This window comes from Catellatospora sp. NPDC049111 (genome assembly GCF_040648615.1).
Taxonomy (GTDB): Bacteria; Actinomycetota; Actinomycetes; order Mycobacteriales; family Micromonosporaceae; genus Catellatospora; species Catellatospora aurea.
Window position 1 is genome coordinate 1 of sequence record NZ_JBEZEB010000022.1, and the last position, 23,493, is coordinate 23,493.

At 71.2% G+C, this 23,493-nt stretch carries 20 protein-coding genes; 8 read left to right on the forward strand and 12 right to left on the reverse strand.

The features are described 5' to 3' along the window. From AB0B66_RS26030 to AB0B66_RS26040, 3 genes are all read right to left on the reverse strand, one after another. Window positions 1-1,220: extracellular solute-binding protein (locus AB0B66_RS26030; protein ID WP_360534773.1), on the reverse strand; the 1,220-nt coding region annotated here is incomplete at its 3' end. Between the two features lie 295 nt (window positions 1,221-1,515). Further along, entirely contained in the window at window positions 1,516-2,568 is a 1,053-nt protein-coding gene (locus AB0B66_RS26035; RefSeq protein WP_360534775.1) for a LacI family DNA-binding transcriptional regulator, read from the reverse strand. Window positions 2,569-2,823: 255 nt separating this feature from the next. Next, window positions 2,824-6,315, reverse strand: coding sequence for a discoidin domain-containing protein (locus AB0B66_RS26040; RefSeq protein ID WP_360534777.1), 3,492 nt, complete (start codon window positions 6,313-6,315; stop codon window positions 2,824-2,826). A gap of 296 nt (window positions 6,316-6,611) precedes the next feature. On the opposite strand from AB0B66_RS26040, the gene AB0B66_RS26045 reads away from it, so the two are divergent. Together AB0B66_RS26045 and AB0B66_RS26050 are read left to right on the forward strand one after the other, a co-directional pair. After that, window positions 6,612-8,018: a GH1 family beta-glucosidase gene (locus AB0B66_RS26045; protein ID WP_360534779.1), complete on the forward strand. Its 1,407-nt coding sequence runs from the start codon at window positions 6,612-6,614 to the stop codon at window positions 8,016-8,018. Window positions 8,019-8,141: 123 nt separating this feature from the next. Next, on the forward strand, window positions 8,142-9,401 hold the full coding sequence (locus AB0B66_RS26050) for an FAD-binding protein (protein WP_360534781.1): 1,260 nt from the start codon (window positions 8,142-8,144) through the stop codon (window positions 9,399-9,401). A gap of 155 nt (window positions 9,402-9,556) precedes the next feature. Here AB0B66_RS26050 and AB0B66_RS26055 read toward each other — a convergent pair whose 3' ends face one another. Next, window positions 9,557-10,417, reverse strand: a complete 861-nt coding sequence (locus AB0B66_RS26055) for an NAD-dependent protein deacetylase (protein ID WP_360534783.1) — start codon at window positions 10,415-10,417, stop codon at window positions 9,557-9,559. A 164-nt stretch (window positions 10,418-10,581) separates the two neighbouring features. Between AB0B66_RS26055 and AB0B66_RS26060 the strand changes: the two genes are divergently transcribed. The 4 genes from AB0B66_RS26060 to AB0B66_RS26075 all read left to right on the forward strand — a co-directional run bounded on the left by AB0B66_RS26060 (window position 10,582) and on the right by AB0B66_RS26075 (window position 14,703). Further along, window positions 10,582-12,327 (forward strand): glycosyl hydrolase family 18 protein, encoded by a 1,746-nt coding sequence (locus AB0B66_RS26060; protein ID WP_360534785.1) that lies wholly within the window; start codon window positions 10,582-10,584, stop codon window positions 12,325-12,327. Between the two features lie 143 nt (window positions 12,328-12,470). Beyond that, entirely contained in the window at window positions 12,471-12,899 is a 429-nt protein-coding gene (locus tag AB0B66_RS26065) for a hypothetical protein (RefSeq protein WP_360534787.1), read from the forward strand. 294 nt (window positions 12,900-13,193) lie between these two features. Next, window positions 13,194-14,036, forward strand: coding sequence for a hypothetical protein (locus AB0B66_RS26070; RefSeq protein WP_360534789.1), 843 nt, complete (start codon window positions 13,194-13,196; stop codon window positions 14,034-14,036). 100 nt (window positions 14,037-14,136) lie between these two features. Further along, window positions 14,137-14,703, forward strand: a complete 567-nt coding sequence (locus AB0B66_RS26075) for a GNAT family N-acetyltransferase (RefSeq protein ID WP_360534791.1) — start codon at window positions 14,137-14,139, stop codon at window positions 14,701-14,703. Window positions 14,704-14,751: 48 nt separating this feature from the next. Here the strand turns inward: AB0B66_RS26075 and AB0B66_RS26080 are convergent, their stop codons facing one another. Beyond that, window positions 14,752-15,501: a hypothetical protein gene (locus tag AB0B66_RS26080; RefSeq protein ID WP_360534793.1), complete on the reverse strand. Its 750-nt coding sequence runs from the start codon at window positions 15,499-15,501 to the stop codon at window positions 14,752-14,754. 61 nt (window positions 15,502-15,562) lie between these two features. Then, window positions 15,563-16,537, reverse strand: coding sequence for a helix-turn-helix domain-containing protein (locus AB0B66_RS26085; RefSeq protein ID WP_360534795.1), 975 nt, complete (start codon window positions 16,535-16,537; stop codon window positions 15,563-15,565). Between the two features lie 71 nt (window positions 16,538-16,608). Between AB0B66_RS26085 and AB0B66_RS26090 the strand changes: the two genes are divergently transcribed. Next, window positions 16,609-17,922 carry an amino acid permease gene (locus AB0B66_RS26090; protein ID WP_360534797.1) on the forward strand — a complete coding sequence of 438 codons (1,314 nt, stop codon included), beginning with the start codon at window positions 16,609-16,611 and terminating at the stop codon, window positions 17,920-17,922. 171 nt (window positions 17,923-18,093) lie between these two features. Here the strand turns inward: AB0B66_RS26090 and AB0B66_RS26095 are convergent, their stop codons facing one another. The 4 genes from AB0B66_RS26095 to AB0B66_RS26110 all read right to left on the reverse strand — a co-directional run bounded on the left by AB0B66_RS26095 (window position 18,094) and on the right by AB0B66_RS26110 (window position 21,423). Then, a complete protein-coding gene (locus AB0B66_RS26095; RefSeq protein WP_360534799.1) occupies window positions 18,094-18,936 on the reverse strand; it encodes a hypothetical protein in 843 nt (280 codons plus the stop codon). A gap of 101 nt (window positions 18,937-19,037) precedes the next feature. Then, on the reverse strand, window positions 19,038-19,529 hold the full coding sequence (locus AB0B66_RS26100; RefSeq protein ID WP_360534801.1) for a DUF402 domain-containing protein: 492 nt from the start codon (window positions 19,527-19,529) through the stop codon (window positions 19,038-19,040). A 99-nt stretch (window positions 19,530-19,628) separates the two neighbouring features. After that, complete coding sequence (locus AB0B66_RS26105; RefSeq protein WP_360534803.1) at window positions 19,629-20,576, reverse strand: hypothetical protein; 948 nt, start codon at window positions 20,574-20,576, stop codon at window positions 19,629-19,631. A 64-nt stretch (window positions 20,577-20,640) separates the two neighbouring features. Next, on the reverse strand, window positions 20,641-21,423 hold the full coding sequence (locus AB0B66_RS26110; RefSeq protein WP_360534805.1) for an SGNH/GDSL hydrolase family protein: 783 nt from the start codon (window positions 21,421-21,423) through the stop codon (window positions 20,641-20,643). 159 nt (window positions 21,424-21,582) lie between these two features. Between AB0B66_RS26110 and AB0B66_RS26115 the strand changes: the two genes are divergently transcribed. Continuing rightward, entirely contained in the window at window positions 21,583-22,182 is a 600-nt protein-coding gene (locus AB0B66_RS26115) for a putative glycolipid-binding domain-containing protein (RefSeq protein WP_360534807.1), read from the forward strand. A 7-nt stretch (window positions 22,183-22,189) separates the two neighbouring features. On the opposite strand, the gene rnhA is transcribed toward AB0B66_RS26115, so the two are convergent. Next, complete coding sequence (gene rnhA, locus AB0B66_RS26120) at window positions 22,190-22,654, reverse strand: ribonuclease HI (RefSeq protein ID WP_360534809.1); 465 nt, start codon at window positions 22,652-22,654, stop codon at window positions 22,190-22,192. 131 nt (window positions 22,655-22,785) lie between these two features. Then, window positions 22,786-23,235 (reverse strand): DoxX family protein, encoded by a 450-nt coding sequence (locus AB0B66_RS26125; RefSeq protein WP_360534811.1) that lies wholly within the window; start codon window positions 23,233-23,235, stop codon window positions 22,786-22,788. Window positions 23,236-23,493: the final 258 nt, after the last annotated feature.

A 23,493-nucleotide genomic window follows, 5' to 3' on the forward strand; every position in this document is an offset into this window, starting at 1 on the left:
AGACCGTTCTGGATCGCCGTGTTGATGTCACCGGACTTCGGACCCATGTACTGCGGCACCATCGTCTTCACCGAGTTCGAGAAGATCTGACCGACAGGCGCGTTGTTGAAGAACGGGTTCTTGAAGTCCTTGATCACCGCGTCCTCGTACAGGGAGACGGTCGACGGGAAGTTACCGAGAGCGCGGAACACCTTCGCCTGCTGCTCGGGAGCCACCAGCCACTTCGCCAGCTTCGCAGCCTCCTGCACGTTCTTGCCCTGCTTGGGCAGCGTCAGGAAGGAGCCGCCCCAGTTACCGCCACCACCGGGCACCGCGGCGATGTCCCACTTGCCCGAGGAGTCCTTGGCCTGGCTCTGGATGTACGCCATCATCCACGACGGGCAGGCAAGCGTGACGAACGAGCCCTTGGCCATACCGGCGTTCCAGTCAGCCGACCACGGAGCGATCTTCGCCGACAGACCCTTGTTGATCGCGTCGATCGTCAGGTCCCACGCCCGCTTCACACCGGGGTTCGACTCCACGACGACCTTGTCACCGTCGTAGATACCCACCGGCTGCTGGCCGAGGATCGACCGGTAGATGATCGTCGGGCCGTCCATCCACGCCGAACCCTTGACGTTGGCGTTCTTGAACTTCACGCCCGTCTCGATGTACTTCTCCCACGTCGGCCACAGCGCGCTGACAGCCTCGCGGTCGGTCGGCAGACCCGCCTTCTCGAACAGGTCCCGCCGGTAGCACATCGCCATGCCACCCACGTCGGTCCCGAGGCCGACGACCTCACCCTTGGCCGAGGAACCCTGCTGCCACTTCCACGCCGGCCACTGCGACTTGATGTCCCCGCCGCCGTAATCCATCCAGTTGTAGAACTTGCCCGGGTTGGCCGTGAACTGACCCGCCCAGCCCTCCTCGATCGCCTCGATGTCGGCGGCACCCGTGTTCGTCGCCAGGTGCGCGGCGAGGTTCTTGTGGTGGTCCTCGGCCTTGGTGATCCGCTCCACGATCTCCACATTCGGATTCGCGGCCATGTACTCCTTGTACAAGTCCTTGTAACCGAACTCGCCGAACGTCGCGATCGTCAGCTTGACCTTGCCACCCGGCTTCGCCGGATCGTCACTGCCACCGCAGGCCGCGGTGCCGAGCACCAGCGCGGTCGCGAGCAGCGGGCCCGCGACCACGAGGGCGCGGCGGCGCAGGCTTCCGCCGTTCAGGGCTGGACGCATGCTTTTCCTCCAAACACAGGAAGGGATGGTGCGTTCTTTTGGGGTAACGTGCAGAGGAGCTTCGTGAGAGCGCTCTACCGGAGAGCGCTCTCCCACGCCAGAGCATCGCCCCGCCGCCAGGTCCTGTCAAGAGTCAGTTGCCGTGCTGTTACAGAACAAGACATCGGCGCAGGTCATGACCCAACCGCGCGCAGGATCGACCAACGTTGATCATGATGTTGTGACCACGACACACCGCCGAGCCGTGCCATAAGTTCATGATCAACGGGAAACGGCGATCCGGAACGGGCGGGGGTCAGGCGGAGGCGCGGTGGACCAGGTCGGGGTCGAAGATGACGCTGGTGGTCCGGTTGGCGCGGGAGTCTATGCGGGTGAGCAGGAGGCGGGCCATTTCGGCGGCCATGTCCTCGACCGGCTGGCGGACCGTGGTGAGCGGGGGGCGGCTGGACAGGGCCGCGCTGCTGTCGTCGAAGCCGATGACGGCGACGTCGTCGGGCACGGTCTTGCCGTGGTCGCGCAGCACCATCATGGCGCCCTGGGCCATCACGTCGCTGGCCACGAAGACGCCGTCCACCTCGGGATGCTCGGCGAGCAGTCGCTCCATGGCGCGCTCGCCGCCCTCCTGGGTGAAGCCGCCGTCGTAGGAGGGCACGTACGCCACGCCCTGCTTGGCCATCGCCTCGCGGAAGCCGTTGAGGCGGTCCACGCCGGCCGGCATGTCCACGGAGCCGGAGATGGTGGCGACGTGCTGGCAGCCGCGCGCGACCAGGTGGTCCGCGGCCAGTTTCGCGCCCTGGTAGGTCGCGACGTCGACGTAGCTGATCGGCATGGGTGCGGCGGGGCGGCCGTACAGCACGGCGGGCACCGCGGCGTCGGCGAGCATTCTGGGCAGCGGGTCGTGCGGGTGCAGGGACAGCACCACGACGCCGTCGACCTGCCCCTGGCGCACGTCGGAGACGACCTTGGCGCAGGCGTCCTCGTCACCGGCGAGCACCAGCGCCAGGTGCACCCCGGACGGTCGCAGCACGCTGAGCACGCCGCCGACCACCCGGCCGAAGAAGGGGTCGGAGAAGAAGCGGCCGAGGAACGGATCGTCCGCGGCCCGGTTCTCCGCCTCGGAGACGACCAGGGCGATCGCGCCGGTGCGGCCGGTGACCAGTGACCGCGCCGCCCGGTTGGGCACGTAGCCGGTGGCGGTGACCGCGTCCCAGACGACCTTGTGCAGCTGCGGGTCGACGTTGCGGATGTTGTTGATCACCCGCGAGACGGTGGCCCTGGAGACGCCGGCCACCTGCGCGACGTCCTCGAGCGTCGGCAGCCGCTGCGCCGGCGTCTGGTCACTGGTCATGAACGTCTTTATAGCACAAAGGGAGAGCGCTCTCCGCCCTCGACCTGCCCGTATTGAGACCCTTTTACCGGCCCGCCCGCGCCGCGCGTGCGGCCGCAGCCATGATCGCTCGACTTGCCAGGCAGGTGGGCGAAAGGCGCTTCAAGATACGCCCCGGTGCCTGGCAAGTCGAGCGATCACGCAACGTGCGCGAGCGTGATGGTGCGGCGGGCGGGTCGATGCCTCCACCCGCCGCACCCGGTGAGCGGTCCGGCGTCAGCTCTGGTAGACGCCGAACTCCCACAGTGAGTAGCCGTACGCGGTGGCCCGGTCCAGGCCGTTCATACGGACATAACGGCCGGTCGCGGTGACCGGGAGGATGTCGAACCCGCCGTTGCCGGCGGTGGTCGAGTAGACCGTGCTCCAGTTGGTCCCGTCGTTGGAGACCTGGATCTGGTAGGACTTGGCGTACGCCGCCTCCCAGCCGAGCAGGACGTTGTTGAACGTCCTGACCGAGCCCAGGTCCACCTGGAGCCACGCGGTGGCGACCCATTCGCTGGCCCAGCGGGTGCCGTAGTCGTTGTCCACGGCGTAGGAGGGCAGCTGCGGCCCGTTGGTGCCGGTCGGCTGGTACGTCGAGGCGGTCGCGGGGCGGCCCTGGGCGATGTTCGTGCCCGGCAACGTCGGCGCGACGACGCGGATCGACTTCTGCTCGATGCCCACGTTGCCGTGGCCGTCGAACACGTACACGTAGATCTTCCAGACGCCCATCTGCTGCGGCGCGGTCACCGAGAACTCGTTGCTGCCGCCCAGCTGGGTGAACCGCACGTTGTCGAAGCCGCGGTTGCCGTTGATGTGCTTGTTGCTGTACATGATGTTGTACCGCAGCAGGTCGCCCTGCGGGTCGGTGGCGCCGACGTACAGCGTGAACTGGCTGCCGGCCGGGATCGACGTCTGGTTCGACAGCGTCAGGCTGGTGATCTCCGGCGGTGTGTTGGCCGAGGCCGTGCCGCTGTAAGCCTGCTTGAGCGCGTGCCAACCGTGCCGGCGCCAGCCGCCGGTCAGCGTGTTGAGCCAGACGCCGCCGAAGTCGTTCTCCAAGCCGTAGTGGAACTCGGTGGCCCCGAGCGCGACGCCGGGGTGGCTGAGGATCGCGTTCCAGCTCGCCGTGTACTGCGCCCGCTTGCTCAGGTCCGTGGGCTCGGTCGGCACCCCGTTGAGGTCGTTGGGCACCTCCCACTCGCCGTCCGGGCCGCCCTCGGTGAGCACGTACGGCTTGGTGTAGCCGCCGTCGATCCAGGCCTGCTTGAGGCCGCCCACCGCGCCGTAGGAGTTGATGCCGTAGATGTCGAGCGCGGGCGAGTTGTTCTTGTAGTACGGCCACGCGCCGACCCACGCGTCGGTCGAGGTGACCGGGTGGTTGGGGTCCGCGGCGTGGATCGCCACGGCGACCTCGTTGACGAACGCGGCGTACGCGTTGCGCCTGGCCTCGACCTCGGCGGCCGGCAGCCCGAAGTCCTGCATGGTGAGCAGCACCTCGTTGCCGACGTCCCACATCAGCACGCCCTGGTTGTTCTTGAGCGCGTTGACCCGGGCCACGATCTCGGCCTTGACGCTGGTCTTGTACGCGGTGTCGTTGACGTAGTCCGCGCCCTGGTTCAACCAGTGCCCGACGATCACCTTGATGCCCTGGCGGGCGGCGGTGTTGAGCAGCACCGGGGTCTGCGTGTCGTCCACGCCCCAGGTGCGGATCGTGTTGACGCCCATGTTCTTCAGGTCGCGCATGTAGCCGTCGGCCGCGCCCTGCGGCGGGCCGTAGGTCAGGCCCTTGACCAGGAACGGGGCCCCGTTGACCTGGAGCTGCCAGTTGCCCTGCGTGCCGGTGACCCGCACGACGCTCGGCCCGCCGGGGATCGCCGGGTCGGTCATCGCCGGCGCGGTGGTGCCGACCTGCTTGGACACGGTGACCTTGTCGACGGCGAGCACGCCGCCGGAGGTGGTCTCCGAGGTGGGCACGGTCTCGCCCGCGATGGCGTTCGGGTAGAGGCCGCCCATGGCCAGGTCGAGCCGCAGGTAGAAGCCGTGGTGCACGGCGGCCTGCCAGGCGGCCACGCCGACCTGGCTCTCCCGCACGACCCAGGTCTGCCGGCCGTCGAGGTAGAAGCGGATCTCCTCGTCGGTCTTGGTGCGGTCGATGACCTGCGCGTACTCGTGGAACGCGGTCTGGCAGCCCAGGCAGGTCGCCAGGCCCGAGGTGCGCCCGTTGTACTCCCCGCACGGCCCGTCGGGGGCGGTGCCGCAGTGCAGGGTGTTGGACAGCTGGCTGCGGCCGTTGACACCGCTCATGATGTCGGTCTCGCCGACGCCCGGCCAGTTGTTGTAGTTGCCGCGGTACGCCGCGCCGGTGGCCCGGAACGCCGGCCAGTAACCCAGGCCGTTGGCCACGTTGGGCTGCTGGATGACGGCCGAGAAGCGCAGCAGCTCGCCCGGCTGCGGCGCGAAGTCGGTGCGCTGGGTCTCCAGCCGGCCCGAGGTCCACGCGCCCGCGCCGTCGCGGATCGCCTTGATGTTCAGCTTGCCGTCACCGGTCAGGTAGACGTTGGCGGTGGAGTTGCTGGCGGTCTCGATCTCGCCGGTCCCCCAGTTCGCCGCGCCGCCCGGGTACTGCGTGCCGGTGCGCATGAGCCAGTTCGCCGCGCTCGGGGAGGTGCCGGCCGCGCCGTCGAAGTTCTCCTCCCAGACCGTGGTCCAGTTGCCCGACGGGCTGGGGCTCGGGCTGGTCGGGGTGCTGGGGCTGGGCGACGGGGAGGTCACGATGCCGCCGGTGAAGACCTTGAACTCCCACAGGGAGTAGCCGTAGCCGTTGGCGCGGGTGGTGCCGTACATGCGCAGGTACCGGCCGCTGCCGCCGACGTTGAGGGTCTGGGTGCCGCCGGGGCCGGTGGTGGTGCTGTAGATGTTCGTCCAGCCGCCGGTGCCGGTGGCCGAGGTCTGCAGCTGGAAGGCGGTCGCGTACGCGCCCTCCCACTGCAGCACCACCTGGCAGATGCTCTGCGTGCTGCCGAGGTCGATCTGCAGCCACTGCGGGTCGCTGTACACGCTGGACCAGCGGGTGCCGACGTTGCCGTCGACGGCCGCCGAGGCGGGGGTGCCCGCGCCCTCGATCGAGGAGGCGGTGGCGGTCTTGCCTTGGGCGACGTTCGTGGTGCCGCACGCGCCCGGGTTGACGCTCGGGCTGGGGGCGGGCCCGAACGAGCCGATGACCTTGAACTCGTACAGCGAGTAGCCGTAGCCGCTGTTGCGCACCGTGCCGTGCATGCGCACGTACCGGCCGGAGCCGGTGACGTTGAGGGTCTGCGTGCCGCCGGGTCCGGTGGTGGTCGTGTAGATCGGCGTCCAGTTCACGTCGTCGGCGGAGGTCTGGATCTGGAACGAGCGGCCGTAGGCGCCCTCCCATTCCAGGATCACCTGGCTGATCGACGCGGTCTGACCGAGGTCGATGCGGATCCACTGCGGGTCGCTCCACTCGCTGCCCCAGCGGGTGCCGGAGTTGCCGTCCACCGCGTTGGCTGCGGCCAGGTCCGCGCCCTGCACCGAGGACGCGGTGACGGGCCTGCCCTGCGAGATCAGCGAGTCGGCGGCGCTGGCGCTGGTGAACGGGATGACCAGAGCGAGGGATGAGATGACCGTGGTGACCGCGATGGGTATGGCTATCCGCCAGCGGCGGGCGAGATGCCGCGCACCCGGGCGGTGACTGACGGGGGTCATGGGGCTCCTACCTGTTGCAACGGGGAGAGCTCCGGCCGGAGGGCCGTGAGGTGGAGAGCGCTCTCCGAGTGTTACGCCGACATTTCCCCGCTGTCAAGACAGCGACTGCCGGCTATGCCGAACTGTCCGCATGAGAGCGTTTTGTATCTCGTCTCATCGATTCCCTCATCGCCGCTGGGCTATCCGCTCTTGACATCGGCGGCCCGTTGCCGGGAGCCTGGGACTCACTCGGAGAGCGCTCTCCATCGCGTTTCCCGATGCGCTCTCCCGCCGCCCGTTTCCACGAAAGGGAACCCATGCCCACCCAGACCGAGGCACCAGCCGCAGCCACCGCGCAGGAGCTGCGGTTTCCACCCGACTTCTGGTGGGGGGCGGCCACCGCCGCGTACCAGATCGAAGGGGCCGTGGCCGACGACGGCCGCACCGCGTCGATCTGGGACACCTTCTGCGCCACCCCGGGCCTGGTGGTCGACGGGCACACCGGCGACGTCGCCGCCGACCACTACCACCGCTACCGCGAGGACGTCGCGCTGATGCGCGAGATCGGGCTGTCGGCGTACCGGTTCTCGGTGTCCTGGCCGCGCGTGCAGCCCGGCGGGCGGTCCGGGGAGAACCCGGCCGGCATCGCCTTCTACGACCGACTCGTCGACGAGTTGCTGACCGCCGGGATCAAACCCGCGGCCACCCTCTACCACTGGGACCTGCCGCAGGAGCTGGAGGACCGGGGCGGCTGGCCCGCCCGCGACACCGCGCTGCGCTTCGCCGACTACGCCGCCGTCGTCGCCGCCCGGCTCGGCGACCGGGTCAAGCTGTGGTGCACCCTCAACGAGCCGTGGTGCTCGGCGTTCCTCGGCTATGGCGCGGGCTTCCACGCCCCGGGCCGCAAGAACCCCGCCGACGCGCTGCTGGCGACCCACCACCTGCTGCTCGGCCACGGCCTGGCCGTGCAGGCGCTGCGCGCGGCGGTGCCGACGGCGCAGGTGTCCATCGCCCTCAACCAGGGCGCGGTGCGCTCGCTGACCGATTCGGCCGGCGACCGCGACGCCGCCCGGCGCATCGACGGCCTGCTCAACCGCATCTACCTCGACCCGATCATGACGGGGGCGTACCCGGCCGACGTCATGGCCGATACCGCGGCAGTCAGCGACTGGTCCTTCGTGCGCGAGGGCGACCTGGCCGTGATCTCCGCGCCGATCGACGCGCTCGGCGTCAACTACTACGCCCCCGACCTGGTCAGCGCCGCGGCCACACCGCACGAGGAGCCCTCGGTGTACCCGGCCAGCCAGGACATCACGTTCCACCAGACCCCCGGCCCGCGCACCGAGATGGGCTGGACCGTCGACCCGACCGGCCTGCGTGACGTGCTCATCGGCGTGCACCGCCGCTTCCCGGACCTGCCGCTGTACGTCACCGAGAACGGCGCGGCCTACGACGACCAGGTCGACGCCGACGGCCGCGTCCGCGACGACGAGCGCATCGCCTACCTGCGCGCCCACCTCGCCGCGGCGCACGAGGCGATGACCGCCGGGGCTGACCTGCGCGGCTACTTCGTGTGGTCGCTGCTCGACAACTTCGAGTGGGCGTTCGGCTACGGCAAGCGCTTCGGCATCGTCCGGGTCGACTACGACACCCAGCAGCGCCTGCTGAAGGACAGCGCGCGCTGGTACCGCGATGTGATCCACGCCGGCGGCATCGCGGCCTGACACCGGCCCGGGGCTGGGCCGATGTCAGAACCGGGCGGCGTCGCCACCTCTCAGGCGACGCCGCCCGCCCCCACCACCCGCCGGGAAGAACGGCGGGGCGGGATGTGATCTAGGCTCATGTTCATGGCCACTGACGGGACCAACTGGGCCGGCAATGTCACCTTCAGTGCGGCGCGCTTGCATCGGCCGTCCACGGTGGACGAGCTGCGGGCCGCCGTCGCGGGGGCGCGCCACGTGCGCGCGCTGGGCACCGGGCACTCGTTCAACCGCATCGCGGACACCCCGCACGACCTGGTCACCGCGGCCCGGCTGCCGCGGATCGCCGACCTGGACCGCGGGCGCTCCACGGTCCGCGTCTCGGCGGGCACGCGGTACGGCGAGCTCGCGCCGTACCTGCACCGGCACGGGTACGCGCTGCACAACCTGGGTTCGCTGCCGCACATCTCGATCGCGGGCGCGGTCGCCACCGGCACGCACGGTTCCGGCGACCGCAACGGCAACCTCGCGACCGCGGTACGCGGGATCGAGCTGGTCACCGCCGACGGCGACCTGATCGAGGTCGACGGCGACGATCTGCCGGGCAGCGTGGTGTCGCTCGGCGCGCTGGGCGTCGTCACCGCGCTGACCCTGGATGTCGTGCCGACGTTCGAGGTGCGCCAGCACGTGTACGAGCACCTGCCCCGCACCGCGCTGGAGGACCACTTCGACGAGGTGTTCGGGGCGGCGTACAGCGTCAGCCTGTTCACCCGATGGCGCGGGCCGGACGTCGAGCAGGTGTGGCTCAAGCAGCGCGCCGACGCCGAGCCGCTCGGCGCGGACCTGTTCGGGGCTGGGCCGGCCGACGGACCCCGGCACCCGATCGTCACGATGTCGCCGGTGCACTGCACGGCCCAGCGGGGCGAGCCCGGCCCGTGGCACGAGCGGCTACCGCATTTCCGGCTCGACTTCACCCCGAGCGCGGGCGACGAGCTGCAGTCGGAGTACTTCGTGCCGCGCTCGCGGGCGCTGGAGGCGCTGGCCGCCCTGGACACGATCGCCGACCGGATCGCGCTGGTGATCCAGGTGTCCGAGATCCGCAGCATCGCCGCGGACGACCTCTGGCTGAGCCCCGCTCAGGGCCGCGACAGCATCGCGTTCCACTTCACCTGGATCGCCGACGAGGCGGCGGTCGCCCCGGTGGTCGCCGCCGTCGAGGACCGCCTGATCCCCCTGGGCGCCCGCCCCCACTGGGGCAAGGTCTTCGGCCTCGAACCCGACCTGATCCGCGCCCAGTACCCCCACCTGCCCGCCTTCACCGCCCTGGCCACCCGCCTCGACCCCGCCGGCAAGTTCCGCAACCCTTACCTCGACCGCTACCTGCCCACCCCCACCCTCCCGGGTTGATCATGAACTTATGGCACGGCTCGACGGCGCGCCGTGGCCACAACGTCATGGTCACCGCAGTCGACCCGCTGGCCCGACCACCCAGGCCGCCCCCCACTAATCGATCACGAAGTTGTGGGCGCGACACACCGTCGAACCTGCCCATAAGTTCATGATCATCCCGGGAGGGGGGTGAGGTGGTGGCCGGAGAGGTGGTGGACGAGAGCGGGGAGGGCTTGGCCGAGGGGGGCGTCGAGGGTGAGGGTGGCCTGGGCGTCGGAGCGGGTGGCGCCGCGGTTGACGATGGCTACGGGGATGCCCAGTTTGACGGCGCGGATGACGAAGCGGCGGCCGGACATGACGGTCAGCGAGGAGCCGAGGACCAGGAGCAGGCGGGAGCGTTCGACGAGGTCGAAGCACTGCTGTACGCGGTCGGGGGGCACGGTCTCGCCGAAGAAGACGACATCGGGCTTGAGCATGCCGGCGGGGCAGCCGGTGCAGTCGACGGTGCCGAAGCCGGCCAGTTCGTCGTCGCCGAACTCGACATCGCCGTCGGGGTGCACGGCGGTGATGCGGGCGGAGAAGCCCGGGTTGGCGCGGTGCAGCCGCCGGTCGAGGTCGGCGCGCGGGGTGACCTCGCCGCAGCCGAGGCAGATCACCCGGTCCAGGCTGCCGTGCAGCTCGATGACACCCTCGGCCCCGGCGGCCTGGTGCAGGCCGTCGACGTTCTGGGTGACGATGCCGGAGAGCACGCCGTGGCGCTGGAGCGCGGCGACCGCCTCGTGGCCGGTGTTGGGTGAGGCGCGGGCGATGGTGCGCCAGCCGAGGTGGCTGCGCGCCCAGTAGCGGGTCCGGGACTGCGGCTCGCGGGTGAAGGCCTGGTACGTCATGGGCGCGTGGCGGCGCTGCACCCCGTCCGGTCCGCGGTAGTCGGGAATGCCGGACTCGGTGGACAGACCCGCGCCGCTGAGCACGGCGACGCCGCCCTCGGCCATCATCGCGGCGAGTTCCGCGACGCGCTCTTTCGTGGCATGCACCCCACCATGCTGCCTCGACGCTCATCCCCTGACCAGCGGCGAGCGTCACGCGCGCGGCACATCGCAATAGATCATTGATGACCGTATTTACTATTAGGTTTGTTTAATTTATGTTGGCGATTACATGAAGTAAGCCTGCACTCCCCCAAGGTAGGTGGTAGCTCATGAAACGCCCCGTTCAGAGCCTTCGCACCCGGATATTCGCGGCCGCGGCCGCCACCGTCGTCGCGATGGGCGCATCACTGGCCATCTCGTCCGCCGCCAACGCGGCCAACCTGATCGCCAACCCGGGCCTGGAGACCGGCAGCCTGTCCCCCTGGAGCTGCAGCGCCGGGCTCGGCAGCGTCGTCACCACCCCCGTGCACGCCGGCACCCGGGCGCTGCAGGGCACGCCCAACGGCTCCAACCACGCCCAGTGCAGCCAGACCGTCACCGTGCTGCCCAACACCGCGTACGTGCTCAGCGCCTGGGTACGCGGCGGCGGCGGCTACGTGTACCTCGGCTACACCGGCGGCACCGAGACCTGGAACCCGGCCGCCGCGAACGCCTGGACCAAACTCAGCCTGAACCTGACCACGGCCGCCGGGCAGACCTCGCTGACCGTCAACGTGCACGGCTGGTACGGCCTGGCCGCTTACCAGGCCGACGACTTCTCCCTCGACGGCCCCGGCACCCCGCCGAGCAACCCGCCGACCCCGACCGCGTCGCCCAGCCCGCCGCGGCCGAGCGCCTCGCCGAGCACGTCGCCTTCCCCGCCGCAGCCGTCCCCGTCCGGGCCGACCGCGCCGCCCGGCGGCAAGAAGCTGCTCGGCTACTTCGTGGAGTGGGGCGTCTACCAGCGCAACTACCACGTCAAGAACATGGTGACCAGCGGCTCGGCCGCGAAGCTGACGCACATCAACTACGCGTTCGGCAACGTGACCAACGGGCAGTGCACGATCGGCGACTCCTACGCCGACTACGACCGCGCCTACAGCGCGGCCGAGAGCGTGGACGGCGTCGCCGACACCTGGGACGCGGGCGCGCTGCGTGGCAGCTTCAACCAGCTGCGCAAGCTCAAGAAGGCGTACCCGAACATCAAGGTGCTGTGGTCGTTCGGCGGCTGGACCTGGTCCGGCGGCTTCGGCCAGGCCGCGGCGAACCCGACCGCGTTCGCGAACAGCTGCTACAACCTGGTCGAGGACCCGCGCTGGGCCGACGTGTTCGACGGCATCGACATCGACTGGGAGTACCCGAACGCCTGCGGCCTGTCCTGTGACAGCAGCGGACCGCTGGCCTTCCGGAACCTGATGCAGGCGCTGCGCAACAGGTTCGGCAGCAGCTACCTGGTCACGGCCGCGATTACCGCGGACGGCAGCAGCGGCGGCAAGATCGACGCCACCGACTACAACGCCGCCGCGCAGTACCTCAACTGGTACAACGTGATGACCTACGACTACTTCGGCGCGTTCGCTCCGCAGGGGCCGACCGCCCCGCACTCGCCGCTGACGTCGTACACGGGCATCCCGCAGGCCGGGTTCAACTCGGACGCCGCCATTCAGAAACTCAAGGGCAAGGGCGTTCCGGCGGCGAAACTGCTGCTGGGCATAGGCTTCTACGGCCGCGGCTGGACCGGGGTCACCCAGGCCACACCGGGCGGCACCGCCACCGGGGCGGCGCCGGGCACCTACGAGGCGGGCATCGAGGACTACAAGGTCCTCAAGAACAGCTGCCCGGCGACCGGGACCATCGCGGGCACCGCGTACGCCAAGTGCGGCAGCAACTGGTGGAGCTACGACACCCCGGCCACCATCGGCGGGAAGATGTCGTACGCCAACAACCAGGGCCTCGGCGGCGGCTTCTTCTGGGAGCTGTCCGGCGACACCACGAACGGTGAACTGATCACGGCCATGCGCAACGGCCTCGGCTGACCCACCCCACATCGGAGCGGCAGGCGCCTTTCCCACGGGGCGCCTGCCGCTCTCCCGTCCCCGGTGGACGAACACCTGGCCGAACGGCCGGACGGGTGCGCTGCGTACCATCGCGGCAGCCCTTCGTCACCAGGAGTCAGCAGATGTCGAGCGCGGAATCCCCCACCCCGCTGAAGCGGACGACCGCGATCGTCACGCTCGTGGCCACCGTCGTCGGCACCGTCCTGGCCTACCTGTCGCTGGCCGCCGCGGTGAAGTGGCCGCCGTTCCCAGAGGGCGCGAAGCCTACGGTCACCGTCTTCCGCGGTGGCCCGCCGCAGAACGCGAACTGTCCCGGATCCGCGTGCGCCTACGTCGGCCTGCAGCTGACCGGTTTCACGCCTGGCAGCGCGGTGCGCTGCACCTTCGACAGCGCCGAAGGCCCGACTTTCTTCGGCGCGTACACCGCGACGGTCGACGGGGACGGCAACGGCCGCGCCGTCACCACCAACTATTACGGCCAGCCGCTGGGCTGGGTCAGCGCCACCTGCGGCGAGGCCACCGGGGCACTGAACCCGTGGGGCGACTCCTGACCGGTGGACGACGTCCCACAGGTCGGAAGAATCTGCCGCCGAATTGAGTGATCTCTGTCACTTTTCGCCAGCGTGGGCGGGTGCGGCCGCACCAGGGGCCGGAATGTCGCACCGGCCTGCCACACCCCTGCTGACGTGCGCGTCCTGTCACGGGTCGACCTGAGCTCACGTTCCCGGAACCGGACCCGGTCCGGCCGACCGCGTGCCGGGTCGGCGTCGCGGGAGGTGGCGCGCGGACTCTACGGTCCTCAGACGTTGGTTTGAACCCCGCAGATCAGGTGAATGGACCCACACGTGAGCGACCCCTACGCCCAGCAGCCCGACCCGTACCGCCCGCCCACCGATCCGTACGCGCAGCCGGCCTCGCCGCAGCAGTACGGCGCACCGGGCCAGCCGTACAGCGGGCAGCCCGCCTACGGGCAGCAGCCCTACGGCCAACCCGGATACGCGCAGCAGCCGCCGGCCAAGTCCAACAAGGGCCTCATCATCGGCATCATCGCCGTTGCCGCGGTGCTGCTGCTGATCCTGTGCGCGATCGGCGTGGCGGTGCTCGCGAACGCCGACGACGACCCCGTCGTGCCGACCACGCCGACGCGCACCTCCACACCCGGGACCTCCGCGGCGGCCCCGCCGCCGGGCAACAACAACGCGATCACCGCGGACTCCTCCAGCGACTTCGGCGACGTGTGCTCCGGCGGCGCGATCCTCAACGCGGCCGAGTACACCACCCCGGCCTCGGCGAAGGCGTACGTCTTCGCCAACAGCCCGACCCGGCCGACCGGTTGGAGTTACAAGTCCATCGACTCGCGGGCGTCGTACTACGCGAAGTCCGCCGACTACGCCCAGGTCAGTGTCGTCGGCTGCCTGCGCTACGTCGAGGGCAGCGAGGCCGCCGGCCAGAAGTGCGACGTCAAGGCCAGCGACGGCAAGAAGCTGACCGTGGACTACCTGTCCTCGCGCTACACGCTGACCTTCCACAACGCCCGGACCGGCGAGAAGATCGGCGACGGCGGCACCGTCAACGCCCCCGCCAACCGCTGCCCGTCCTTCCTGACCTACAACAAGGAGACGCTGAAGTCGTACGCGTCGCCGGACACCGCCTCGGTCGACGCCGCGCTCAAGAAGATGTTCTCCTGAGCCGACCCCGCACGGCCGGACGGCCGCGTCCCACCGCCGGGACGCGGCCGTCCGGCTTATTCCGCGTGGCGGCATGCCGTGGGCGTGCGAGGATGCGCCGGTGGCGAGCTACCTGGAGACGGCGCGGCTGATCCTGCGCCGGTTCACCCCCGACGACGTGGACGCGCTGTACGACCTCGACGCCGATCCGGCGGTCACCCGGTACCTCAACGGCGGCAGGCCCACGCCCCGCGACCAGATCCGTGACGAGCTGCTCCCCCGCTGGCTCGCCCAGTACGGCGAGTCTCCCGGCTTCGGCCGGTGGGCCGCGGTCGAGAAGGCGACGGGGGCGTTCCTGGGCTGGTTCGCGCTGACCGCCGACCCGGCCGAACCCGGGACCGCCGAGCTGGGCTACCGGCTGCGGCGGGCGGCGTGGGGCAGGGGTTACGCCACGGAAGGCTCGCGGGCGCTGGTGGACAAGGGTTTCGCGGAGCTGGGCATGCGCCGGGTCACCGCGAACACGATGACGGTCAACGTCGGCTCGCGCCGGGTGATGGAGAAGACCGGCCTGCGTTTCCTGCGCACGTTCTTCCTCGACTGGCCGGACCAGATCGAGGGCGGCGAGCACGGCGACGTGGAGTACGAGCTGCGCTACGACGAGTGGGCGGCTGGCCGCGCCGCGGGGTGAGCGCTCGGGCCGGTCGGTCCGCCGATCCGACCGGCCCGGTGTGGTCCGTCAGGCGGTCGCCGCCGCCGGATCGGCCAGGAAGGCCAGCAGCAGGGTGTTCATCGCGTCGTCGAGCAGGCCGACGCCGTGCCGGGAGGAGCTGGGCAGCACCAGCTTCTTGTGCGCCGAGACCGACAGCTCGTGCAGTTCGCGGGCCGCGTCGGCGAAGCGGGCCTCGTTCGAGCCCGCCGCGAAGACGACCGGGACGGGCAGCTTCGCCACGGCGGCGCGGGCGTCGGCGTCGTACACGGTGGGCGCGGACAGGCTGGCCACGCCGTCCACGGGCGGGGTCACGCCCGCGGCCGCGGCCAGGGCGATGGTGCCGCCGCGGGACGCGCCGAAGACGAAGACCCGCTTGGCTCCCTGCTCGCGTAGGTGGGCGACGGCGGCCTGGGCGAACTCGACCGCGTCTCGGGAGGCCACGTCGACGGACAGGGCGCGGTGTCCCTTCTCGACCAGCAGCCGGGCGAAGGCCGACCACTGACAGATGCCGCCGTCGACCTGGTGCAGCAGCACGACGCCGGTGTCGCCCTGCCCGGTCTGCCAGGCGGCGGTCAGGCCGTGCCTGGCGTTCTCGATCACGACGAGCTGGCCGGGGTCGCTCACGCACGGGGCGTTGGCGTCGTCGATCACCCGCTGCCGCGCCGCGGCGGACGGATCGGGTGCGGCCGCCGGCTGCTGCTCCCCGCCGCACGCGCCCAGGCCCAGCACCGTCGCCGCCAGCGCCACCAGGGCGGCGGTCTTCCACGTTGTCCTCATACTGGGCTCGACTCGGTGGACCCGGGTCAAGGTGGGGACCTTCGTTAAGGTTTCCTAACTGTTATCCGGCGGTGCGGCCGTGCGCGCGGCGGAACGTCTGCCGGTAGGTCTGCGGAGAGATCGACGTGAAGCGGCGGAAGTGCTGGCGCATGTTGACCGCCGTGCCGAACCCGGTGCGCCACGCGATCCTCTCCACCGGCTCGTCGGTCGTCTCCAGCAGTTCCTGAGCGCGGCGGATGCGCTGCTCCAGGACCCACTGCAGCGGGCTGACCCCCAGGTTGTCGCGGAACCGGCGGGCGAACGTCCGCGGGCTCAGGTGCGCCTGCTGGGCCAGCTGCGCGACGGTCAGCGGCTGGTCGAGGCGGTCGCGGGCCCAGTCGAGCACCGGCGAGATCTCCGAGCGGGCCTCGCCGCGCGCCAGCGGGTGGGCGAACTGCGCCTGCCCGCCCTCGCGGTGCGGGGGCACCACCATGCGCCGGGCCACCTCGTTGGCCACCGCCGCGCCGAAGTCGTTGCGCACCAGGTGCAGGCACAGGTCGATGCCCGCGCCGGTGCCCGCCGAGGTGAGCACGTCACCCTCGTCGACGTAGAGCACCTCCTGGTCGACCTTCACGTCGGGGAAGCGGTTGGCGAAGTCGACCATGTTCATCCAGTGCGTGGTGGCCCGCCTGCCGTCCAGCAGACCCGCCGCGGCCAGCACGTACGCGCCGCTGCAGATGGAGGCGATCCGCGCGCCCCGGGCGTGGGCCTGGCGCACCGCCTCGACGATCGGCGGCGGAGGACCGCACTGCACCATCCGGTTGCACGCCGGGATGATCACCGTGTCGGCGTCGGCGAGCCCTTCCAGGCCGTATCGCGGCTGCACGGTCAGCCCGCCGCGCACCGTCAGCGGACCCGGCTCGGCGGCGCACAGGCGCAGCTCATACCACGGATCCACCAGATCGGAGCGGTCGATGCCGAACACCTCGCACGGCACCGCCAGCTCGAACACGGGGATGTCGTCGGTCAGCGCCAGGGCGACCACGTGCCGCTTCATGGCAGAATCCTATCGCACGACGGCATTCCTGCCACTGTTGTGATCACTCCGCGCAAGACAGGCTGTACAGCATGACCGAGACCCTCGCCAGGCCGCAGACCCCCACCGCGGCCGGCCCCGCGCACGCCGGACGGCTCACCACGGCCCAGGGCGCGGCGCTCTACGTCGGCGCCGTGCTCGGCACCGGTGTCATCGCCCTGCCCGCACTCGCCGCGCAGGCCGCGGGGCCCGCCTCGCTGATCGCCTGGCTCGGCCTGGTGCTGTTGTCCATCCCGCTGGCGATGACCTTCGCCGCGCTCGGCGCCCGCCACCCCGACGCGGGCGGCGTCTCCACCTACGTCCGGCTGGCCTTCGGCCCCCGCGCCGCCGGGGCGATCGGCTGGTGCTTCTACTTCGCGGTGCCCGCCGGAGCCCCCGCCGCCGCCATGTTCGCCGGGGCCTACGTCGAGGCCGCGGTCGGCGGCGGCCACCGCACCGTGCTGCTCACCGCGGCCGCGCTGATCCTCGCGGTCACCGTCACCAACGTCTTCGGCGTCACCGTCTCCGGCAAGGTCCAGCTCGTGCTGGCCGTGCTGCTGGTCGTGCTGCTGCTCGCCGCCGTGCTCAGCGCCGCCCCGCACGGCGACACCGCCAACCTGCGCCCGTTCGCCCCGCACGGCTGGCTCGCCATCGCCCCCGCGGCGGCACTGCTGGTGTGGAGCTTCGCCGGCTGGGAGGCGATCACCCACCTGGCCGCGGACTTCCGGCGGCCCGAACGCGACCTGCCCCGCGCCGCCGCCATCGCGGTCGCGGTGGTCGGCGTGCTGTACCTGGCCGTGGCCGGTGCGGGCATCCTGGTGCTCGGCCCCGACGCCACCGCCGACGCACCGCTGGCCCGGCTGCTCGCCATCGGACTCGGCGGCCCGGCGAGCACCCTGGCCGCGGCGGCCGCGCTGCTGCTGACCTTCGGCACCATGAACGCCTACTACGGCAGCGCGGCCAAGCTCGGCGCGGCGCTGGGCCGCGACGGGGCGCTGCCCGCCTGGCTGGCCCGCGGCGCGAGCGCCGGTGACGTGCCCCGGCGCAGCCTTGCCATCACATCGGGGCTGTCCGCGGTGGCCATGGTCGTGGTCGCGCTGACCGGCACCGGGGCTCAGCCGCTGGTGCTGCTGGCCACGGGGGCGTTCGTCGCGGTGTACGCCCTGGGTGCGGCCTCGGCGCTGCGGCTGCTGCCGCGCGGCTCAGCCGCCCGCAAGCACGCGATGGTCGCGCTGATCGCGGTCGTCGGCCTGCTGGCCGCCACCGGCTGGTACCTGCTCTGGCCACTCGTCCTCACCGCCGGCGCCCTGCTCTACCACCGCCACCGCCACCGCCACCGCCACCCCGCCGCCGCCGACCCCGCCTGACGTAGACGTTGGCCTATCTCATCGAATCCGAGCGCCGGAAATTCGATGAGATAGGCCAACGTTTATCAAGGACGGGCGCTGCAGGCGGGCGGGCGGAATGGGCGAAGCCCCGTCCGGGCCGGGGAGGCAGCCTGGGCGGGGCTTCGTCGAAGGGCCGCGGAGCGGCCTCGGTCACTTGCCGAGGGACTCGCAGCCGGTCTCGTCGGGCAGCAGCGGACGCAGGGTGACGGTCCAGTCCTTGCCGCCCGAGGTCCACTTGGTGATCGTGGTGGCCTTGGCGGCGGCCGCGAGCACCGCGGGCGCGTCCTTGTCGGCGACCACGCAGCCCAGGCTCAGGCCCTCGCCCAGTGACGCGCCCGGCAGCGCCGGCCCCGGCCACGCCACGGCGGGACCGGCGTCGACCCCGGCGCCCGGGTCCTGCCACGCGGCGGCGACGGCCGCGACCTTCGTCGGGACGTACTGCTCGACCGGGCCGACCTTGCCCGCGCCGAGCGTGGTGTCCAGGTCGGTCAGCGCCTTGATGAGATCCAGCAGCTTGCGCCGCGCCTGCTCCTGGGCGGGGGTCAGCCCGGCGTGGCTCATGTCGTCGAGCAGCGCGTACACCTCGGTCTTCTTCACGCCGTCGGCGGTGGTGACGACGATCCGGGTGTTGGGCAGGTCGGTGACGCCCGGGGTGCCGAAGTCGGTCGGCTGGCCCACGCCCGCCTCGATCGCCTTGGCGACCAGCGCCTGCACGTCGCCACTGGAGATCCGGCGCAGCTGGATGTTCGGCAGCGCGCGGCCGGGGTACTCCATGGTCGTGGGGCCCTCGCTGATCACACGGCCGTCCGCGTACACGCTGAGGGCGGGCAGCCGGGTCAGGTTGACGGTCGCGGGCACGAAGCCGCCGACGTGGTCCACGCGCACCGCGACGGTGTCGCCGCCGGGGAACGAATAGCCGCCGCCGTCGCCGTCGGCGGTGTCGGTCGCACGCCCGCATCCGGCAGCCAGCAGCACGAGCGACGCGAGCGCCACCCGGAGTCCAAGAGTCGTAGCCTTCATGCCCCCTGTGACCGCGCCGGGTCCGGTTCGGTTCCCGGCGTCGACAACTTTTCCGCCGATCGGGGCAACGCGCGTCAACCCAGGGCGGCGAAGCGGTCCGCGGCCAGTTCTTCGAGGTCGGACAGTGCCTGCCAGGCTCGTGCGGCGGCGGAGGGATCGCGTTCGGTCAATCCGCTGGCGAGGAACTCGTCCTCGTCCAGGCGCAGCGGCGCGCCGCCGCCGGCGGGCACCCACAGATCCAGATCGAGGTCGGCGACCCGGAGCACGCCGCCGTCCTGCACGGCCGGGCGGGTCACGTCGCAGTACCAGCCCTTGAGCACGCCGGACGCGTCCCGCACCTCTTTGACCGCGTACCAGCGGTCGCGCCAGAAGTGCTCGGTGAACACGTCGCCCTGCTCGAAGCGTACGAAACCGAAGTCGCGGGCCTGCGTGCCGGCCCACGGGGCCCGGACGACGAGGTGCGTGCCGTCGTCGGCGAGCACGTCCGCGGTGTAGCGGATCTTCTCCCGCTCCTCCTTGAGCAGGAGCACCTCGATCCGGTCGCCCACGGCCAGTGCCTGCCCCATCGCGTCGCTCCCCACCTGCCGCGGGACGGCGCACGGCCCGCGGGAATGATCTCCAGTCGACGCAGCGTACCGGCCGCGCGGCGGCGCTCGCCGGGGTTTTCAGCGCCCCATGACGGCGTCGACGGTCCGGGCCAGCTCGTCGGCGGTCAGCCCGACGTCGAGCATGGCCCGCATGCCGCCGACGTCCTGGACGTGCAGCCGGTCCACGTCGAGCCCCGCCTCGGCCAGCGCCGAGCGCACCGGCCACCGGTCGACCAGGCACCTGGCCAGCTCACGCAGGCCGGGTTCGACCTGCACCTGCGGCACTTCGTCGAGCACGTCGGGGCACAGCGCCACCTGCCTGGTGTAGGCGTCGCCCCAGAAGTCGAGCGTCCAGCCGGGCCACAGCACGGGCCACTGCTCGCGCAGGCCGTGCAGCGGCTGGACGCTCCACAGGCCCGCGGTGCGGGTCGCGGGGTCCAGGTGCAGGCCGGCGCTGGGGATCTCGTCGCACCACTCGAGCGGCTCCCCGCCGGCGAGCCAGTCCACCAGCCCCGGGCCCGCCCGGAACGGCTGCTCGGCGGCCAGGTCGGGGCTCAGGCCGTACGCCCGGCAGCCGTGCTCGCCCGCGACCGTGACCAGTGCCGCCAGGGGCAGCTCGGGATCGTGGCCGTCGTAGCGTGGCAGCCGCGGCGTTTCCAGCGGCAGCGCTGCCGCGGCGGGGTCTGCCCCGGTGTGCTCGGCCAGATCGGCGAGGCCGTCGTAGGCCCAGTGGATCTGCCAGCCCGACCAGGTGCGGGTGAAGGCGTCCAGCACGGCCGCGCGGTAGGCGTAGTCGCCGAGCGCGGTGGCGAACAGCAGCAGCACCTGCCGGGCCGGGTCGATCAGGACACCGGCCGGGCAGCGCGGGTCGGCGGGCCACCGGTCGCCGGTCTGCCCGTCCAGCCACCGCAGCACGACGTCGGGGCCGGGCGCCAGCAGGTAGTCGAGGCCGTCCCCGGCGTCGCCGGGGAAGTACAGCGTGTGCGAGCCGTCGCGGATCACGGCGTGGTTCGGCCTACTGCCCACCCGCGCAGGCTAGTGCCGCTCCGTTTGCCGCACCAGCCTGCGCGAGGACACACTTCGATGAATGTCAGGCGCGCATCGCGGTCTCCACCGCGTTCGCGTACCCGACGTGCCCGGCCTTGTTGGGGTGGTAGGACTCCCCCGTCGGCCAGGACGTGCCGTTGATCCATTCGACGTCGTCACAGACCGCGTGGCCGGTGAACGGGCCGCGGGCGTCGACGAAAGCGAAGCCGCGGGCCGCAGCGCGGGCCTTGGTCGTGGTGGCCAGCAGGTCGGCGGCGGCGTTCAGCTCCGCCTGCTCGCCGGGTGAGATGCGGGCGATGGCGTTGCACTCCTCGCCGTTGAACAGCCGCGGGTAGCCGACCACGACCACGGTCGCGTTCGGGGCCAGCGCGCGGATGCGGGTGTAGAGCTGGTCGAGCTGGCCGGGCAGGGTGTTCCGGATGTACGCCTCGGCCTTGTCGATGTCGCCCCAGCAGGTGTACGGCCAGGGTTTGGCGCACTGGACGATCACCGAGGACCAGCCGATGTCGTTGCCGCCCGCGCTGACGGTGACGTAGCGGGTGTCGGCGTTGAGGCTGCCCAACTGGCCGCTGAGGATGGCCGGAATCTTCGCCCCCGCGCAGGCGGCGAAGGTGAGGGTCGCGCCGAGCCGGGCGGCGTCCAGCTTCGGGTAGGCGCTGTTGGAGCGCTGGCAGGTCGTGTCGAAGTACTCGCGGGTGCCGGTGCCGGAGGCGTAGGAGTCGCCGAGGGCGGTGTAGGTCGGGGCGGCGGCGTGCGCGGGCGTGCCGAGCAGCACGAACGAGAGCGCCGCCAGCAGGGGTACGGCGGCGCGGAGCGGGAACACCATGGGGGCTCCATCACGGGGGTGTGGGACGGGTGCGCACATGCTGTCAGAAACATTCACGAACGTGAAGATGACCTGGCGGAATTCTCCGTCGGCCGAGCACTGTGGACGCGTACGGGCGAATCCGCCCCGCAGGCGGCGCGGCGTCACTAATCTCAGGGCATGAGCCCGTTGCCGCGCGCCCTGCTGTGGGACCGGATGGTCGAGGTCGGCACCGACATCGCCCTGGTCGATCTGCGTCCCGACAAGCTGCTCGCCCACGGTCAGGTGGTCGCCGCCGAACCGGTGCCGCACGCCTGCCGCTACAAACTGACCACGGTGGACGGTTTCGCCACCGACACCATGACCGTGGAGTCCGAGGGCGCCGGCTGGCAGCGCGAGGTGCGCCTGGAGCGTTCGGGCGACTCGTGGCGGGTGACCACCAGCGAGCAGGGCAAGTTCGGTTCGGTGCAGCTGCCCGGCATCGTCGACCCGGGCCGGCTGGCCGGGGTGCTGGACGTGGACCTGGAGGCCACCGCGCTGACCAACACGCTGCCGATCCGGCGGCTGGGCCTGCTCGGGGCGGAGCCCGGCACCACCCACACCGTGCCGATGGCCTGGATCCGGGTGCCGTCGCTGCAGGTGATCCCGGTGGAGCAGACGTACACGGTGGTCGACGCCGACACCATCCGCTACACCTCGGGCAGCTTCACGGCCGACCTGGCCGTCGACAAGGACGGCTTCGTGGTGACCTACCCGGGATACGCGAGCCTGGTGGTCTGAACCCCGGTCAGCGAGCCGCCCCGCGGGCCTGCGTCATGCCCTTGTTGGCCAGCGCGTCGGCCCGCTCGTTGCCGGGGTCCCCGGCGTGCCCGCGCACCCACCGCCACTCGACGGTGTGCCGCGCCACCGCCTCGGACAGCCGCTGCCACAGATCCGCGTTCTTCACCGGCTTGCGCTCCGAGGTCAGCCACCCGTTGCGCCGCCACCCGTGCATCCACTTGGTGATCCCGTCGCGCACGTAGGTGCTGTCGGTGTGCAGGTGCACCGTGACCGGCCGGGTCAGCGCCTCCAGCGCCTCGATCGCCGCGGTCAGCTCCATCCGGTTGTTCGTCGTCGGCCCCGGATCCCCACCGCACAACTCCCGCTCGTGCCCCCCGTACCGCAGCACCGCTCCCCACCCGCCGGGCCCCGGATTCCCCGAGCACGCCCCGTCGGTGTAAACCACCACAACCCGCCCGTCACCCTCACCCACCCCGGCACCGTACCAGCCCCCACCCCCGACGATCTTGCGCGAATCGTGGGGCGACACGGGCGTACCAGTCATCTGCACCACAGTTCGCGCAAGATCGTCGCGATCTTGCGCGAACCAAGGGTGGGCCGGGGTCAGGGGATCGTGTTGGGGCCGTGGGGGCGGGTGGCGCGGTTGGCGGCGATGGCGTGGTCGATGCTGTAGAGGCCGGCGCCGACGGCGGCGAGCAGGAGGCTGCCTACACCGAGGGCGATGACGAGTTCGGAGCCGCCGGAGTTGACGAACAGGCCGTGGCCGATGTGCACGGTGAAGAAGGCGCCGAGCATGTCGAGGAAGAGCAGGACGCCGGCGATCGGCACGAGCAGGCCGACGATCAGCATCGCCCCGCCGATGAACTCGACGAGGCCGGCGAACCAGGCGGACAGGGTCGGCAGCGGCACGCCCATGGCCTTGAAACCGGCGGCGGTGGGGCCGAGGCCGACGGTGAACAGCTTCTGCCAGCCGTGGGCGAAGAAGATGATGCCGATGCCGAGCCGGGCGATCAGGATGGCCAGGTCGCGGATCTGTGCGGGAAAGACGAACATCACGCCGCCTCCGGTCGGTCGGCTGTACTGAATGGTTCGAACATCACTTTTTCACAGCTATGGCATGTCTCGTGGTGATATCTGCGATCACGGGCGGCGCGCGACACGCGAAACGAGCACGGATGTGTCGCCCGGGTACCCGCCACGATCGCGGACATGGTGAGATGCGGTGGTGCGTACGGGTCGTCAGGATCGCGCCCGGTTCGCCGATCCTGTTGGCATCGCTGCCGATTCGGCTTACCCTGACGTGGCCGTATG

What these genes read in the sequence shown, in the direction of transcription:
- AB0B66_RS26035 (WP_360534775.1), bottom strand. Translation starts at nt 2,568, where the DNA reads ATGACCAGTGACCAGACGCCGGCGCAGCGGCTGCCGACGCTCGAGGAC.
- AB0B66_RS26040 (WP_360534777.1), bottom strand. Translation starts at nt 6,315, where the DNA reads ATGACCCCCGTCAGTCACCGCCCGGGTGCGCGGCATCTCGCCCGCCGC.
- AB0B66_RS26045 (WP_360534779.1), top strand. Translation starts at nt 6,612, where the DNA reads ATGCCCACCCAGACCGAGGCACCAGCCGCAGCCACCGCGCAGGAGCTG.
- AB0B66_RS26050 (WP_360534781.1), top strand. Translation starts at nt 8,142, where the DNA reads ATGGCCACTGACGGGACCAACTGGGCCGGCAATGTCACCTTCAGTGCG.
- AB0B66_RS26060 (WP_360534785.1), top strand. Translation starts at nt 10,582, where the DNA reads ATGAAACGCCCCGTTCAGAGCCTTCGCACCCGGATATTCGCGGCCGCG.
- AB0B66_RS26065 (WP_360534787.1), top strand. Translation starts at nt 12,471, where the DNA reads ATGTCGAGCGCGGAATCCCCCACCCCGCTGAAGCGGACGACCGCGATC.
- AB0B66_RS26080 (WP_360534793.1), bottom strand. Translation starts at nt 15,501, where the DNA reads ATGAGGACAACGTGGAAGACCGCCGCCCTGGTGGCGCTGGCGGCGACG.
- AB0B66_RS26085 (WP_360534795.1), bottom strand. Translation starts at nt 16,537, where the DNA reads ATGAAGCGGCACGTGGTCGCCCTGGCGCTGACCGACGACATCCCCGTG.
- AB0B66_RS26090 (WP_360534797.1), top strand. Translation starts at nt 16,609, where the DNA reads ATGACCGAGACCCTCGCCAGGCCGCAGACCCCCACCGCGGCCGGCCCC.
- AB0B66_RS26100 (WP_360534801.1), bottom strand. Translation starts at nt 19,529, where the DNA reads ATGGGGCAGGCACTGGCCGTGGGCGACCGGATCGAGGTGCTCCTGCTC.
- AB0B66_RS26110 (WP_360534805.1), bottom strand. Translation starts at nt 21,423, where the DNA reads ATGGTGTTCCCGCTCCGCGCCGCCGTACCCCTGCTGGCGGCGCTCTCG.
- AB0B66_RS26115 (WP_360534807.1), top strand. Translation starts at nt 21,583, where the DNA reads ATGAGCCCGTTGCCGCGCGCCCTGCTGTGGGACCGGATGGTCGAGGTC.
- AB0B66_RS26125 (WP_360534811.1), bottom strand. Translation starts at nt 23,235, where the DNA reads ATGTTCGTCTTTCCCGCACAGATCCGCGACCTGGCCATCCTGATCGCC.